Here is a 14,647-nt window from a genome sequence, read left to right as displayed (position 1 = left end):
CCCCGTATGAGTGAGCTCACTCCGGTGCAGAAGGCCGCCGGGGACCACGCGCTCATCGAGGTGCACATCAGCATGCCGGAGGCCGAGGCCGCGCGTGCGATGGCGACCGAGCTGGTCCGGACGCAGGTGGCTGCGTGTGTGCAGATCCTCGGGCCGATGGCCTCGATCTACACCTGGCAGGGCGAGCCGCAGCAGTCCACGGAGTGGTTGCTGCTGGTGAAGTCCACCGCCGAGAGGTTCGAGGAGCTCGTGGAGGTGGTGGTGGACAACCACTCCTACGACACCCCGGAGATCGTCGCGGTGCCCGTCACCCACGCCCTCGGCACGTACGGAGCGTGGGTGCGGGACTCGGTGGCCGCCGACGTCTGAGGCTGGTCTTACCCAACCCGCTCGAATCGGACGTCCAGGTCCGACGCGTGGGTGCGGCCCCCCTGACCGCAGCCGCGAGTGACATCTCGGAGAACGTGCGCGCCGGGATCAGTGCTGAGGACCCTGGTGCCGAAGGCCGTTACGAGGCGCCTTCGTCGGGGTACAGGTTGTCGGGGTACATGTTGTTGTACGGCCATCGCGGTCGTCCGTCCTCCCCGAGCGTCGGCTTCTTGCCGTATCTCGTGCCCGGAGGCGGGGTGAAGCCTTCCGCCGTCCACTGCGGACGAGGCCCGTTGCCGCGAGTGCCGTAGGCCTCGTGATAGTGCCACCAATAGGGACCCCAGGGACTCTTCTTCACCTCGCGGTGAGCCGGGAACCGGCCGCCCGCCCGCGTGCGGGCCTCCACGTCGGTCGAGTCCCACCACGGGCCGCCGACGGCCCACCCCACGGGGAGAACAACCAGTTCGAGTCCCGTCCCGTCGAGGAGCTCTGTGATCGTGTCGAGCCGCAGCCTGCTGGCGTCGACCTCTGCCCGGGCCAGGATGTCCCGACTGATCTCGCGGCCGGCCGCATAGGCAGCTGGCTCTGCTGGAGGTGGCGCCGATCAGCCCGCAGAGCCAGACCCACCTGCTCGTGCACCGGCGGGGTGCTTGGGGGCGTCGGTTGCCGCTCGTCACTCATCTGGGCATGGTGCTGGATCGGCTGCCGCCGCGTCTCGCGTGAGGGGCCCGCTGTGGATCGGTTCGCGGAGCCCGGCCGGCCTGTGGACGAGGGCTCGTCGCCTGTCCCGGGTCCCGCAGAAGCCCCTCCGACGAGAGCCAGACAGGGCCCCTTCCCGAGACGTGACATTGGTGCCTCGTGTGCACCAGCCCACGACTGGTGCATCTCGTGCACCAGGTTCGCGGGGCGGTGCATGCGGCGCACCAGGTTCGGCGGGCGGTGCATCCCGCGCACCACGTCGGCACGCGGTGCATCCCGCGCACCAGGTTCGGCGGGCGGTGCTCCTGCGCACCAGGTTCGGCGGGCGGTGCATCCTGCGCACCAGGTTCGCGCGCGGTGCATCTCCCGCACCACTTCAGGGCTGGTGCGTGTCGTGCACCGATGTCACGTCTCCGGGCAGGGGGGCGGCGGTCAGGCGGAGGGGAACGTCTCGAGCTCGGGCGGCTGCTGCTCCAAGGGGCCCTGACGCAGGTGCGCCGGCGTGAGGCGCGGCTGGACCCGGTCCACGAGCCAGCCGAGGACGAGCACGATCAGCAGCGTGCTGATGCCGACGTCGGCGCCGCACAACCAGCCGACGAGCATGCCGCTGGCCTGCAGTGCCGTGTAGCCCCAGCGGAACGGCACCCACCGCTCCCACGACTGGGCGGCTGCCTCGGCGGGGCCGGCGCCGAGGTCGACCGCGAGGTAGCCAGCCACGCCGACGCCGAGGACGAGGATGCCCAGCACGGACTCCAGCCCGCGCACCGGCAGAGACTCCGGGGCGGGCAGCAGCGGCAGCACCACGTTGACGGTGGCGCCGACCAGCACGGTCTGGACGACCGTGCCGACCCCGGGCGGGCGACCCAGCGCCCAGGCCATGGACAGCAGCGCCACGCCGACCACGAGGCTGATCAGCAGGAAGCTCCATCCACTGACCAGGACCAGGCCGTTGAGCAGCGTGGAGTAGCCGTCCGAGCCGAGCCGCGCGTCCAGCAGCAGCGCGACACCGAGCCCGAGCACGATGCAGGCGAGGATCAGTTGCAGGAGGCGGCGCGGCATACCAGGTCAAGAGGTGGGCGGGACCGGGCATTCCCGTCGTGGAGCGGGCGACGAGAATCGAACTCGCGTATTCAGCTTGGGAAGCTGATGTTCTACCATTGAACTACGCCCGCAGGGTGTGCTCCGAGAGTGTAACCGACACCTCGACGCGGCTCCGAAACGCCCGCGTAAGGCGCCGACGCGTTGTGAGATCGGTCAGCGATCCTGCCAGCATGCCAAGGGTGGGTACCGTCCGGCCTCCTCCGCCAACCAGCGACCGTCGGATCCCGCCTCCAGGGTGACCGTCAGCAAGTTGTCCCGCTGCTTCACGTCGATCACCCGCTCCGTGAGGCTCGCGACGGTGAGGCCGGAGCGATTCTCGGCATCCGGCAGCCATGAGGCCTCCACCATTGGCCGTGCCTGGGTTGCCATCGCGGCATGGGGGAAGTGATAGACCACATAGGTGATGATCGAACCGTCGAAGGAGACCGCTGCCCCCACCCCCACGTAGTCACAGGGCTGCTCGATGAGGACCTGTTCGGTGCGGCGGTCTATCAGGACGTCGCGCGGCTCTGTCGCGGGAATCGCGCAGGTCTGCCAGGGGATCGATCGCGATGGCGACAGTCGCGACGAAGGCTTCGTGTTCGTCGAGCTGGTCGATGATGGCCATCACGGCTTCGTCGGCGGCCATTGAGGCGTCGAGGTCCTGATTGAGCCACGCGCGAGCCTCGGGAGTGCTCCCGCTGAGGAACACGTCGGTGGCGGAGCGGGCGATCCGGACGGGCGCACCGACGGGACTCAGTCGAGGCAGGTCGGGGTCGATCTGAGTGGATTCGAAGTCATCGGCTTCGACCACCGTGTGCAGACCGACATCATGTGGGGCAACACCGTCCGGGAAGGGCACCTCTGCGAGGGGCCCACGGAGCAGGAGGTTGCTGCTGAACCCACTCTTGAAGCAGTGGTGCGAGACAACCCCGGTCGCATCGAGCGGGGGGATGACACCACTGGACATTTCGCCGAAGTCGGTGACCTCCATGGCCCATCCCATGTCGTCGTGGGTCAGATGTGGTGCGCACCCTGCGAACCGGACGTCAGTGAATCCTAAGGCGAAGGAGGCGTCCATGCGCTCATTGTGGGAGAGCCTCGACTGCCGACTCACATCGACAAGGGGGAGCACACGCGACAGGTCAATGGCGACGATGGAGCCGGCGTCCCCGCTCTGCGGATTCCAGAGGCGCGAGTCCGGAACGAAGCCGGCCACCAGCGACCGCATCGTGTGAGGGCCGGCGGTCGTGTTCCCCTCATCGGTGGCCTGCGCCGTCGCATCGTCGTCCTGCTCCGCAGGCTCGTCCTTGACACCTGGTGAGGTGGCTTCGTCAAGGGTGTTGGTAGGAGGAGAGGTTGTCACACGTTGGTGATCTGCTTGCCGCGGTGCATCTGTCGCCCCGCCCGAACAGGCTGCCAGCAGGAGTGATGCGCTCGCCGCCGCGACCACCGCCCCACGCCGGGCGCCCTGGGATCGAGTGAACCGTGGAGTTGGCATGGTCGGAGCATGATCGTGAACTGTCGCGACTAGGTCGCGGTGGGGCAGCACGTCGCTTCTGATCCCTACAGGCGCGCCGTGCCGAGAGCGGCGGCCAGCCAGTCCATCGCCAGATAGCCTGTCTGCTGTGCTGCTCTCCGACCGCGACATCCGCGCCCAGATCGACTCCGGCCGCGTCCGGCTCGACCCGTGGGACCCGAGCATGGTCCAGCCCTCGAGCGTCGACGTGCGCCTCGACCGGTACTTCCGGTTGTTCGACAACCACAAGTACCCCGTCATCGACCCAGCCCAGGACCAGCCCGAGCTGACCCGGCTCGTCGAGGTCGAGGACGACGAGCCCTTCGTGCTGCATCCGGGGGAGTTCGTGCTCGGCTCGAGCTTCGAGGAGATCACCCTGCCCGACGACGTCGCGGCGCGGGTCGAGGGCAAGTCCTCCCTGGGGCGTCTCGGGCTCCTCACCCACGCCACCGCCGGCTTCGTCGACCCCGGCTTCACCGGCCACGTCACCCTCGAGCTGTCCAACGTGGCGACGCTGCCGATCGTGCTGCACCCCGGCATGAAGATCGGGCAGCTCTGCTTCTTCCAGCTCTCCAGTGCGGCCGAGCACCCCTACGGCTCCTCCGCCAAGGGCTCGCACTACCAGGGCCAGCGCGGGCCCACCGCGAGCCGGTCCTTCCAGAACTTCCACCGGACCAAGGTCTGACATGTCGCCTCGGCGACTCGGCGCAGCGCTGCTCGCGGTAGCCCTGGCTGTGGGTATGGCGGCCCCGGCGCTCGCGGACCCCGCGATCCCGGGAGACCCGGCTGTCGACGGGCAGCCGGTCGTGGCGCCGGCCGATGACCACGCGCCCCTCGCGGCACCCGTCCTCACGCTCCCGGTGGACCGGCTCGGCGGCGTGAGCCGCTACGAGACGGCCACCAAGATCTCCGCGTCGATCTTCTCCAGCGCGGACACCGTCTATCTCGCGCGCGCCGACATCTTCGCCGACGCCATCGCGGCCGGGTCCCTGACAGACGGGCCGGTGCTGCTCGTCCCGCAGTGCGGCCACGTCCCGGCGGTCGTCACGGCCGAGGTCAACCGGCTGGACCCCACCGAGGTCATCGCCCTCGGCGGCGCGGGATCGGTCTGCGACAGCACCCTGGAGCAGGCCGCCGGTGGCCGGGAGACCCACCGCCTCGACGGCACCGACCGCTTCGACACCGCGGCCCTGATCGCCGCTCGCGCGTTCCCGGACGGTTCGGAGACCGTCTACCTCGCCGAGCACCGCAACTCCGTCGACGCGGTGGCCGGCGGCACGCTCACCGACGGACCGATCCTCCTGGTGCAGAACGGGTCGACGGCCGTGCCGCAGCGCACGCGCGAGGCGATCGAGGCGCTGGACCCCACGGAGGTGGTGGCCCTCGGCGGCAGCTCCGTCGTGACCGACCAGGCGCTGGCCGCGGCAGCCGGCCCACGGCATACTGACCGCGTCTCCGGCAGCAACCGCTATGCCACCGCCGCCGCGATCGCCGAGCGAGCCTTCCCGCAGGGCAGCAGCCGCACCTACCTGGCCAACGGGTCCTCCGTCGCCGACGCCGTCGTCGGCGGCGCCCTCACCCGGGGACCGATCCTGCTGGTGCCCGGCGACTGCCGGGTGATCACCGAGCCGGCCTGGCGGCGCCTGAGCACGCACCCCCCGGAGAAGGTCGTGGCCCTCGGCGGGAAGGGCGCGGTCTGCACCGAGCAGCTGCAGACCGGCGGGCGACTCGGCGTCTTCTCCGGCATGGAGAGCGACGACACCGGCCGGCTCTACGACCTGCTCACCAAGCAGCTGACGGTGAGCCCGCTGCGCTACGTCCCGCCGGACCTGCTGTCGTGGCGCGGCACCTCCCACCGGTTGCGGCCCGAGACCGCGCAGATGCTGGAGGCGATGTTCGACGGGGCGGCGGGCGCGGACCGTGGCGGGCTCTACGTGACCAGCGCGTTCCGCTCGTATGAGACGCAGCAGGACACCTACGCCTACTGGGTCAGCGTCTACGGCGAGGAGAAGGCCTCGATGCTCTCGGCCAAGCCCGGGCACAGCGAGCACCAGCTGGGGCTCGCGGTCGACATCGCCGGGCCCACGTGCGGTGGCAACTGCTTCGGGACCAGCCCGGAGGGGAAGTGGGTGGCCGCGAACGCCCATCGCTACGGCTTCATCATCCGCTACCCCGAGGGCGGCACGTCGGTCACCGGCTACTACTACGAGCCCTGGCACCTGCGCTATGTCGGGCCGCGCGCGGCCTGGATGATGCACGTCCGGGACCAGGCCTACTGGGACAGCTACCAGCCGGTCGCTGTCGCCGAGAGCATCCTCTAGACCGCGGCGGTGCGGCCACGCCGTTAGGGTCGGAGGATGATCCGCCTCGAGGCCGTGACCAAGCAGTATGACGAGGGGACACCGGCGGTCGACAACCTCACCCTCGAGGCGGGCACCGGGGAGATCACCGTGCTGGTCGGGCCCTCCGGCTGCGGCAAGACGACGTCGCTGCGGATGATCAACCGGATGATCGAGCCGACCAGCGGACGGATCCTCATCGACGGGCAGGACACCGCCCAGGTGCCGGCTGCCAGGCTGCGGCGGGACATCGGCTACGTCATCCAGCACGCCGGGCTGTTCCCGCACCGCACCGTGCTGCACAACGTGATGACGGTGCCGCGACTCAACGGCTGGGGCCGCGCCAGGGCCGAAACACGGGCCCGTGAGGTGCTGGAGCTGGTCGGGCTGCCCGGTGACTTCGCGAGGCGCTATCCGGGCCAGCTCTCCGGCGGTCAGCAGCAGCGGGTCGGCGTGGCGCGGGCGCTGGCCTCCGACCCGTCGGTGATGCTGATGGACGAGCCGTTCAGCGCCGTCGACCCGATCGCGCGCGAGGGCCTGCAGGACGACCTCCTGCGGCTGCAGGGGGAGCTGGGCACCACGATCGTCCTGGTCACCCACGACATCGATGAGGCGATCAAGCTCGGCCACCGGGTGGCGGTCCTGCGGCAGGGCGGCCGGCTCGCCCAGTTCAGCAGCCCGGCCGACCTGCTGGCTCACCCGGCCGACGACTTCGTGGCCGACTTCGTGGGCCGGGACCGCGGCTACCGGGCGCTGAGCTTCCAGCAGCACGAGGTGCCGGTGCACCCCGAGGAGCCCGTCCCGCTCGGTCAGCCGCTGACCCGCCGGGGCGACGAGTGGCTGCTCGCCGTCGACGAGGAGTCACGGCCCCAGGGCTGGGTCGTCCCCGGCGAGGTCGGGGACGCGCCGGTCGGTCGCGAGCACCTGCACCGCGGCGGCACGGTCGCCTCGGTCGACGGGTCGTTGCGGGCGCTGCTGGACGCCGCGCTCTCCTCACCGAGCGGTCGTGGCGTCGTCGTGCGGGACGGCGTGCTGGCCGGCACGGTCCGCGCCGAGGAGGTGCTCGCGGCGATCCAGGCCGCGCCCCGTCCGGACGGCACGAGCATCCAGGACGAGCGCCCGTGACCGTGTTCGGCACCGACCTGTCCGAGGTGGCCGACCTGGCCGTGAGCCACGCCTACCTCGCCGGGCTGCCGCTGGTGCTCGGGCTGCTCATCTCGCTGCCGCTCGGTTGGCTGGCCCTCCGACGCCGCTGGCTCTACCCGCCGGTGATCGCGGGCACCGGACTGCTCTACACGATCCCGTCCCTGGCCCTGTTCGTGCTGCTGCCGGGCATCATCGGCACCCAGATCCTCGACCCGGTCAACGTGATCGTGGCGATGACCCTCTACACCATCGCCCTCCTCACCCGGACCGTCGCGGACGGGCTCGGGTCGGTGCCCGACCCCGTCCGGCAGGCCGCGACCGCGATCGGCTACGGCCCCGTGCGCCGCTTCTTCGTCGTGGAGCTGCCGCTGGCCGTCCCGGTGATCTCCGCGGGCCTGCGTGTGGCAGCGGTCAGCAACGTCTCGATGGTCTCCGTCGCGGCCCTGATCGGCGTGTCCCAGCTCGGCATGCTGTTCACCGACGGCTTCTCCCGCTCGGCCATGGGACCGATCCTGGTGGGGGTCATCGCCTGCGTGCTCCTCGCCATACTCTTCGACCTGCTCATCCTCCTGGGGACCCGCGTGCTCACCCCGTGGCTGCGGGTGGTGCGCGCATGATCGCCACGATCTGGGCCTGGCTCACGGACCCGGCCAACTGGTCTGGCGCCGGGAGCATTCCCGACCAGACCCTCGAGCACCTGCGCCTGTCGTTCATCGCCCTGGTGGTCGCGGCGCTCATCGCGATCCCCATCGGGCTCTACGTCGGGCACACCGGCCGCGGCCGCGTCGTCCTGGTCAACATCGTCAGTGCCTTCCGGGCGATCCCCTCCCTGGGCGTGCTCTTCATCGCCGCGCTCCTGCTGTTGCCGCGGCTGAAGGGCGAGCTAGCCTTCGAGCTGCCCAGCCTGATCGTGCTCGTGCTCCTCGGGATGCCGCCGATCCTGTCCGGGGTCTACGCCGGCATCCAGCAGGTCGACCCCGCCGCCCGCGACGCCGCCCGCGGCATGGGGATGACCGGGCAGCAGCGGCTCTGGCGGGTCGAGGTCCCCTGCGCGCTGCCACTGATCTTCTCCGGGCTGCGATCCTCGATGCTGCAGATCATCGCCACGGCCACCATCGCGGCGGTCGTGGGGCTGGGTGGGCTGGGCCGGTTCCTCATCGACGGGCAGGCCAACCGCAAGTATGACGAGATGGCCGGTGGGGCGATCCTCGTCGCTGTCCTCGCCCTGCTGGTTGATCTGGTGTTTGCCGCCCTGCAGCGGTTTGCGGTCTCACCTGGCCTGGCGCCCGCGGCGCGGCGCTGACGCCAGCCCGGGCGTGGTGCGGTCGTATCACGTCGCCTCAACCCACCGGCATGGTTAAGGTGATTGCTGGCCCGCGTGATCCGGACGAACGGAAGGCTCCATCGATGAACCGACGCCACAGCACCGTGCTCGGACTCGCCCTCGCGGGCGTGCTGGCCCTGTCCGCCTGCGGCGGGGGAGACCCGCTGGACGAGGAGGGCGGCGAGGAGGCCACCGGGGGCGGCGGAGGGGAGGAGGCGCTGGTCATCGGGTCGGCCAACTTCCCCGAGAACGTGCTGCTCGCGGAGATCTACGCAGCCGCGCTGGGTGATGCGGGCGTGCCGGTCGAGACGAACCTCAACATCGGCAACCGCGAGGCCTACATGCTCGGGCTGGAGGACGGGTCGATCGACCTGATCCCGGAGTACACCGGCAACCTCACCCTCTATCTCAACGAGGCTGCGGAGGAGACCGAGAGCGAGGCCGTCTACGCCGAGCTGCAGGAGTCGCTGCCGGACAACCTCACGGTGCTCGACATGGCCGAGGCGGAGGACAAGGACTCGGTGGTGGTGACCCGGGAGACCGCGGACGAGCTCGGTCTGGTCGCGATCGGTGACCTCGCCCCGCACGCCCCCAACCTGGTGCTGGGTGGACCGTCGGAGTGGCGTGACCGCTACACCGGGGTGCCGGGGCTGAAGGAGGTCTACGGGCTGGAGTTCTCCTCCTTCCGGCCGTTGGACGCCGGCTCCACGCTGACCGTGGAGGCGCTGCTGAACGGGCAGATCGACGCGGCCAACATCTTCACGACCGACCCGGCCATCGCGCAGAACGACTTCGTGGTGCTAGAGGACCCTGAGGCGCTGTTCGCCGCGCAGAACGTCGTGCCGCTCATCTCGACCGAGAAGGTGACCCCGCAGATCGAGGAGGTGCTCAACAACGTGTCAGCCAACCTGACCACCGAGAACCTCACGGACATGATGGTCCAGGTGCAGGACACCGACCCGGCCGAGGTCGCGCGGGAGTTCGTCGACGCGCTCTGACACAGCCCCGCGTCGGCGCGGCCTACATCTCGGGCCCGAGGCCAGAGCCGACCCGCGGCGGCCGAGTTCGACCCTGAGGATGACGCCCGCACCGCCCTGCACCTGCTCAGATGGTCGGCATGACTTCTCCGCACCACCCGCCCCAGGCGGGACAGCCCCCCGTGACCGCACCTCAGCAGCAGCCCGGCCAGCTCGGCTACGGCCCACCCCCGCAGGGTGCGCCCCAGCAGGGCCCACCCCCGCAGGGCCCACCCCCGCAGGGCCCAACCCCGCAGGGCCCCTCCCAGCAGACCCCCTCCCGGCAGACCTGGCCCCAGCCACCACCGAGCTACCCGGCCCCGCAGCACTTCGCCGAGGTGACCGCTCCGCCCCTCGACACGGGTGCCAGGGCACGCAGGCTCGCCGGGTGGATCACTCTCGCAGGCGCGGCGATCGTCGTCGTCGGGTCCGTCCTTCCCTGGGCCAGCGTGATGTTCGCCGGGTCGGTCTACGGGACAGACGGTGACGGCATACTCACCATCTTCTGCGCGGTGATCGTCGCGCTCGTCGCGCTCCCGGCCGCCCTGGGCAAGGGCCGCCGGTGGATGTTCGGCGTCGCCGCCTTCTTCGGGCTGGTGGCTACCGCGATCGGCGGTTACGACCTGTCCAACATCTCCGCCCTGGTCTCCGACGAGAGTATGGCGTCACTCGGCCCAGGCCTGCCCATCGTCGTCGCCGGTGGCCTGGTGGTCGTGGTCGCCAGCATCTTCGGGATCGCCAAGGGCAAGCGTCCCTGACGGTCCGTAGTGCGTGGAGGGTGCGGCCTGCTGAGGCCGTGCCCTCCACGCTCTGTGTGGGCACCCCTGGGGGACGTGACATCGGTGCACTCTGCGCACCGGAGTTTCTGGTGGTGCGCCCTGTGCACCGGAGTTTCTGGTGGTGCACCGTGTGCCCCAGAGTTTCGGCTGGTGCACCGTGTGCACCGGAGTTGCGTTGGTGCGCGCTGTGCACCGGAGTTTCTGCTGGTGCACCGTGTGCACCGGAGTTTCTGGTGGTGCGCAGGACGCACCGATGTCACGTCCCCGGCAGGGACCCGTGGGGTCGGCCGCCGCGTCAGGCGGTCGGCGCAGGTTCCGGGTCGGGCGTCGGCTCCGGCGCTTCCTCAACAGGCGCGTCCTGACCGTCCTGGCCGCGACGCACCGCAGCCAGCAGCATCTGCGCGACGTCGACGACCTCGACCTCTTCGCGGGCACCCTCGGACTGCTTCTGGGTCAGCCCGTCGGAGAGCATCACCCGGCAGAACGGGCAACCGATCGCGATCCGGTCGGCGCCGGTGGCCAGCGCCTCCTCAGTGCGGTTGACGTTGATGCGCGTGCCGAGCTTCTCCTCCATCCACATGCGGGCACCGCCGGCGCCGCAGCAGAAGGACTTCTCGCCGGAGCGCGGCATCTCCCGCACCTCGACACCCGGCAGTGCGCCGAGCAGCTCGCGCGGCGGGGCGTAGACGCCGTTGTGACGACCCAGGTAGCAGGGGTCGTGATAGGTCACCGAGTCCGCCGTCGAGGCCACGCCCGAGGTGTCGGCCTGCTCCGGGCGGGCCACCGGGGTCAGCTTCTTCTCCCGCACCAGCCGGTTCAGCAGCTGGGTGTGGTGGACGACCTGGTACTTGCCGCCGAGCTGGGGGTACTCGTTCTTGATGGTGTTGAAGCAGTGCGCGCAGGTCACCACGATCTTGGTGGCGTTGACCTCGTTGAGCACCTCGACGTTCTGCTGCGCCAGCATCTGGTAGAGGAACTCGTTGCCGGCCCGCCGCGCGGGGTCCCCGGTGCAGGTCTCGCCGTCGCCCAGCACCGCGAAGCTCACGCCCGCGGTGTGGAGCAGCTCGGCCACGGCACGGGTGGTCTTCTTGGCGCGGTCCTCGTACGCTCCGGCGCAGCCGACCCAGAACAGGTAGTCGACCTCGTCCAGGTCCTCGACGTCGGCGCCGGCCATCTTGACCTCGAACGGCAGGTCTTTGGCCCAGTCCATCCGGGCGCGGGCCGACATGCCCCACGGGTTCTGCTTGTTCTCCAGGTTCTTGAACAGACCGCCCAGCTCGCTCGGGAAGGCCGACTCGATGAGCGTCTGGTAGCGGCGCAGGTCCACGATCGTGTCGACGTGCTCGATGTCGACCGGGCACTGCTCGACACAGGCGCCGCAGGTGGTGCACGACCAGATCACGTCGGGGTCGATGACGGCGCCGCCGGAGGGGATGGTGGGGTCGCCCTCGGTCGCCCCGACCAGCTCACGCTGCGCCTCCGCCGCCGGCGACAGGAGTATGCCGCCACTCACCGGACCTGCCTGCTCGTCGGTTGCTCCGGTCCCGTTCGCCATGGTGGCGCGGGCCTCCTCGCTGGCCATCAGCCAGGGCGCCTTGGCGTGGTGGTGGTTGCGCAGGTTCATCACCAGCATCTTGGGAGACAGCGGCTTGTCGGTGTTCCACGCCGGGCACTGCTCCTGGCAGCGGCCGCACTCGGTGCAGGTGGAGAAGTCGAGCAGTCCCTTCCAGGTGAAGTCCTCGATCTTGCCGACGCCGAGCGCCGCGTCCTCGTCGAGCTCCTCGATGTTCTCGAAGTCCAGCGGCGCGCCGTCGACCATGATCGGCTGCAGCTCACCCAGGGAGGTGCGGCCGTCGGCGTGACGCTTGAACCAGATGTTGACGAAGGCCAGGAAGCGGTGCCAGGCCACGCCCATCGTCGGGGTCAGCGCGATGGTGATCATCCAGCCCATCGAGATGAGGATCTTGATCAGCGCGACCACGATGATCGTGGTCTCCAGGGCGTCCTCGGACATCCCGTCGAAGAAGGAGCCGATCCAGCCGGTCGTGGGGAAGTGGGCGAAGTCGGCCCACTCCGCTCCGGTGACCTTGCCGAGGGCGAACTCCAGGCCGCGGAGCAGCACGATGCAGAGGCCGACGCCGAGGATCACGAACTCCACGACATACGCCTGCCAGAAGGTGGACCCCCAGAACCGGCTGCGGCGCTCCAGACTGCGCGGGTGGAGCCGCTGGCGCAGCACGATCAGCAGCACGATCCCGATCAGGGTGCCCCAGCCGAACAACTCGGCCAGCCAGATGTAGGGCGGGAAGTGCCCGATCAGCGGCAGTGCGAAGTGCGGGTCGAACAGCTGGCCGTAGGCCGTGGCGAGGGTCGTGGTGAGCAGCAGGAAGCCGAGCATCACGAACCAGTGCGCGATCGCCACCGCCGGTTTGCGGGCCATCCGGGTGTGGCCGAGGAACTCGCGGACGAGCGTGACCGTGCGGGCCAGCGGGTCGTCGGTGCGGTTCGCGGCGGGCTGCCCGAGGCGGAACTTGGCGACGAAGCCGGCGATGGTGCGCACGAAGAGCGAGACGGCGACGAGCGTGACGCCTAGTCCGACGACGAGGGCGATGATCTGCACCGGTGACATGACCCGATCCTAGGGCGTGGACGCTACTGCGTGGACAGGGCGGGCCGTGCCCGACGCATGGTCGGCGGGCGACATGGAATAACGTGTGCTTTCACTACGTATAACCGAAGAGGTTCCCTTGTCCGGGTGACGCATCCGGATCCCCGAGCGAAAGGCGTTTCATCGTGCCCGTGAAGGACGACATCACCCAGGCCATCGGAAACACCCCGTTGGTCCGGCTGAACCGGTTGACCGAGGGGCTGGACGCGACCGTCCTGGTCAAGCTCGAGTCCGGCAATCCGGCCAACTCCGTGAAGGACCGCATCGGCGCCTCGATCATCGACGCCGCCGTCGAGGCGGGCGAGCTGCAGCCGGGCGGCACGATCGTGGAGGGCACGTCCGGCAACACCGGGATCGCGCTGGCCATGGTGGGCGCGGCCCGCGGCTACAACGTCGTCCTCGCCATGCCGGACACGATGAGCAAGGAGCGCCGGGCCCTGCTGCGCGCCTACGGCGCCGAGTTGGTGCTGACACCGGGCTCTGAGGGCATGAAGGGTGCGGTCGCCAAGGCCGAGGAGATCGCCGAGGAGCGTGGCGGCGTCCGCGCCCGCCAGTTCGCCAACCAGGCCAACGTCGCGATCCACCAGTCCACCACCGGCCCGGAGATCTGGGCGGACACCGAGGGAGACGTCGACATCTTCGTCTCCGGCATCGGCACCGGCGGCACCATCACCGGCGCGGGACGCTACCTGCGCGAGCAGAAGCCTGACCTCAAGATCGTGGCGGTGGAGCCGATCGACAGCCCGATCCTGTCCGGTGGTGAGCCCGGCCCGCACAAGATCCAGGGTCTGGGCGCCAACTTCGTCCCGGAGATCCTGGACACGCAGATCTACGACGAGGTCATCGACGTCGGGCTCGAGGACTCGGTGAAGACCTCCCGCGACCTGGCCACCCAGGAGGGCATCCTGGCCGGGATCTCCTCGGGCGCTGCCGTGTGGGCCGCACTCGAGCTGGCCAGGCGTGAGGAGAACGCCGGCAAGACGATCGTGGCGATCGTGCCGGACTTCGGCGAGCGCTACCTGTCCACCGTGCTCTTCGAGGGACTGACCGACTGATGGCGCCCGGTGCTCTGCGGGGCCGGCTCGGCACCGCGTGGGCCCGGGTGACCGAGGAGGCCGGGGCGGTGGCCCATCGGGTCCGGGAGGACATCGACGCGGCGATCGACCGTGACCCGGCCACGGACAGCAGGCTGGAGATGGCGCTGGCCTCGCCGGGACTGCACGCCGTCTGGGCACACCGCGTCTCGCACGCGATGTGGACCCGCGGCGCGCGGCTCCCGGCCAGGCTGCTCTCCCAGGCCTCCCGCGCGATGACCGGCATCGAGATCCACCCCGGCGCACAGGTCGGCCGGCGGCTGTTCATCGACCACGGCATGGGCGTCGTGATCGGTGAGACGGCGGAGGTCGGCGACGACGTGATGATGTATCACGCGGTGACGCTCGGCGGCCGCGCCAACGCCAAGATCAAGCGGCACCCGACCGTGGAGTCCGGCGCGGTGCTCGGTGCCGGCGCCCGGCTGCTGGGCCCGATCGTGGTCGGCAAGGACGCCCAGGTCGGTGCCAACGCGGTCGTGGTCAAGGACGTGCCCTCGAGAGCCACTGCCGTCGGCGTCCCCGCCGTCAACCGCGTCCCGAAGGGCGAGCGGGCCGAGGACGCGATGTTCGCCGATCCCGCGCTCTGGATCTGACAATCCTTGAGGAAGTCGCCG

Annotated in this window: 15 protein-coding genes and 1 tRNA gene; 10 read left to right on the top strand and 6 right to left on the bottom strand. The window is 70.1% G+C overall.

Translation table 11 applies throughout. From position 1 onward, the window contains the following. Window positions 1–6 precede the first annotated feature (6 nt). Window positions 7–369, top strand: a complete 363-nt coding sequence (gene cutA, locus MWU75_RS07600) for a divalent-cation tolerance protein CutA (protein WP_247089366.1) — start codon at window positions 7–9, stop codon at window positions 367–369. 139 nt (window positions 370–508) lie between these two features. On the opposite strand, the gene MWU75_RS07595 is transcribed toward cutA, so the two are convergent. The 5 genes from MWU75_RS07595 to MWU75_RS07575 all read right to left on the bottom strand — a co-directional run bounded on the left by MWU75_RS07595 (window position 509) and on the right by MWU75_RS07575 (window position 3,514). Continuing rightward, window positions 509–817, bottom strand: a complete 309-nt coding sequence (locus MWU75_RS07595; RefSeq protein WP_247089364.1) for a hypothetical protein — start codon at window positions 815–817, stop codon at window positions 509–511. A gap of 683 nt (window positions 818–1,500) precedes the next feature. Next, complete coding sequence (locus MWU75_RS07590) at window positions 1,501–2,127, bottom strand: hypothetical protein (protein WP_247089362.1); 627 nt, start codon at window positions 2,125–2,127, stop codon at window positions 1,501–1,503. Window positions 2,128–2,166: 39 nt separating this feature from the next. Next, window positions 2,167–2,240 (bottom strand) — tRNA-Gly (locus MWU75_RS07585). A gap of 82 nt (window positions 2,241–2,322) precedes the next feature. Next, a complete protein-coding gene (locus MWU75_RS07580; protein ID WP_247089360.1) occupies window positions 2,323–2,607 on the bottom strand; it encodes a hypothetical protein in 285 nt (94 codons plus the stop codon). 10 nt (window positions 2,608–2,617) lie between these two features. Continuing rightward, the gene (locus MWU75_RS07575) at window positions 2,618–3,514 is read right to left on the bottom strand and encodes a hypothetical protein (protein WP_247089358.1); all 897 of its coding nucleotides are present in this window, start codon (window positions 3,512–3,514) and stop codon (window positions 2,618–2,620) included. Between the two features lie 262 nt (window positions 3,515–3,776). Here MWU75_RS07575 and dcd point away from each other — a divergent pair, with 262 nt between their 5' ends. The 7 genes from dcd to MWU75_RS07540 all read left to right on the top strand — a co-directional run bounded on the left by dcd (window position 3,777) and on the right by MWU75_RS07540 (window position 10,250). Then, window positions 3,777–4,352, top strand: coding sequence for a dCTP deaminase (gene dcd, locus MWU75_RS07570; protein WP_247089356.1), 576 nt, complete (start codon window positions 3,777–3,779; stop codon window positions 4,350–4,352). Between the two features lies 1 nt (window position 4,353). After that, complete coding sequence (locus tag MWU75_RS07565; RefSeq protein ID WP_247089355.1) at window positions 4,354–5,988, top strand: cell wall-binding repeat-containing protein; 1,635 nt, start codon at window positions 4,354–4,356, stop codon at window positions 5,986–5,988. 36 nt (window positions 5,989–6,024) lie between these two features. Beyond that, entirely contained in the window at window positions 6,025–7,131 is a 1,107-nt protein-coding gene (locus tag MWU75_RS07560) for an ATP-binding cassette domain-containing protein (RefSeq protein WP_247089353.1), read from the top strand. Beyond that, window positions 7,128–7,769, top strand: coding sequence for an ABC transporter permease (locus MWU75_RS07555; protein ID WP_247089351.1), 642 nt, complete (start codon window positions 7,128–7,130; stop codon window positions 7,767–7,769). The genes MWU75_RS07560 and MWU75_RS07555 overlap by 4 nt, the downstream gene beginning before the upstream one ends. Then, window positions 7,766–8,455 (top strand): ABC transporter permease, encoded by a 690-nt coding sequence (locus MWU75_RS07550; protein WP_247089349.1) that lies wholly within the window; start codon window positions 7,766–7,768, stop codon window positions 8,453–8,455. Before MWU75_RS07555 ends, MWU75_RS07550 begins: the two co-directional genes overlap by 4 nt. Window positions 8,456–8,559: 104 nt before the next feature. Then, on the top strand, window positions 8,560–9,474 hold the full coding sequence (locus MWU75_RS07545; protein WP_247089347.1) for an ABC transporter substrate-binding protein: 915 nt from the start codon (window positions 8,560–8,562) through the stop codon (window positions 9,472–9,474). Window positions 9,475–9,593: 119 nt separating this feature from the next. Beyond that, on the top strand, window positions 9,594–10,250 hold the full coding sequence (locus MWU75_RS07540; protein ID WP_247089345.1) for a hypothetical protein: 657 nt from the start codon (window positions 9,594–9,596) through the stop codon (window positions 10,248–10,250). Between the two features lie 316 nt (window positions 10,251–10,566). On the opposite strand, the gene MWU75_RS07535 is transcribed toward MWU75_RS07540, so the two are convergent. Continuing rightward, entirely contained in the window at window positions 10,567–12,900 is a 2,334-nt protein-coding gene (locus MWU75_RS07535; protein ID WP_247089343.1) for a (Fe-S)-binding protein, read from the bottom strand. Window positions 12,901–13,061: 161 nt separating this feature from the next. Here MWU75_RS07535 and cysK point away from each other — a divergent pair, with 161 nt between their 5' ends. After that, window positions 13,062–13,994 (top strand): cysteine synthase A, encoded by a 933-nt coding sequence (cysK, locus tag MWU75_RS07530; protein ID WP_348647751.1) that lies wholly within the window; start codon window positions 13,062–13,064, stop codon window positions 13,992–13,994. Next, window positions 13,994–14,626 (top strand): serine O-acetyltransferase EpsC, encoded by a 633-nt coding sequence (epsC, locus tag MWU75_RS07525; RefSeq protein WP_247089340.1) that lies wholly within the window; start codon window positions 13,994–13,996, stop codon window positions 14,624–14,626. The genes cysK and epsC overlap by 1 nt, the downstream gene beginning before the upstream one ends. The last annotated feature ends 21 nt before the right edge of the window (window positions 14,627–14,647 follow it).

Origin of the sequence: Ornithinimicrobium sp. F0845 (assembly GCF_023015765.1) — a bacterium.
Classification (GTDB): domain Bacteria; phylum Actinomycetota; class Actinomycetes; order Actinomycetales; family Dermatophilaceae; genus Ornithinicoccus.
The sequence above is the reverse complement of the archived record's forward strand: the minus strand, read 5'-3'. Positions and strand labels throughout refer to the sequence as shown.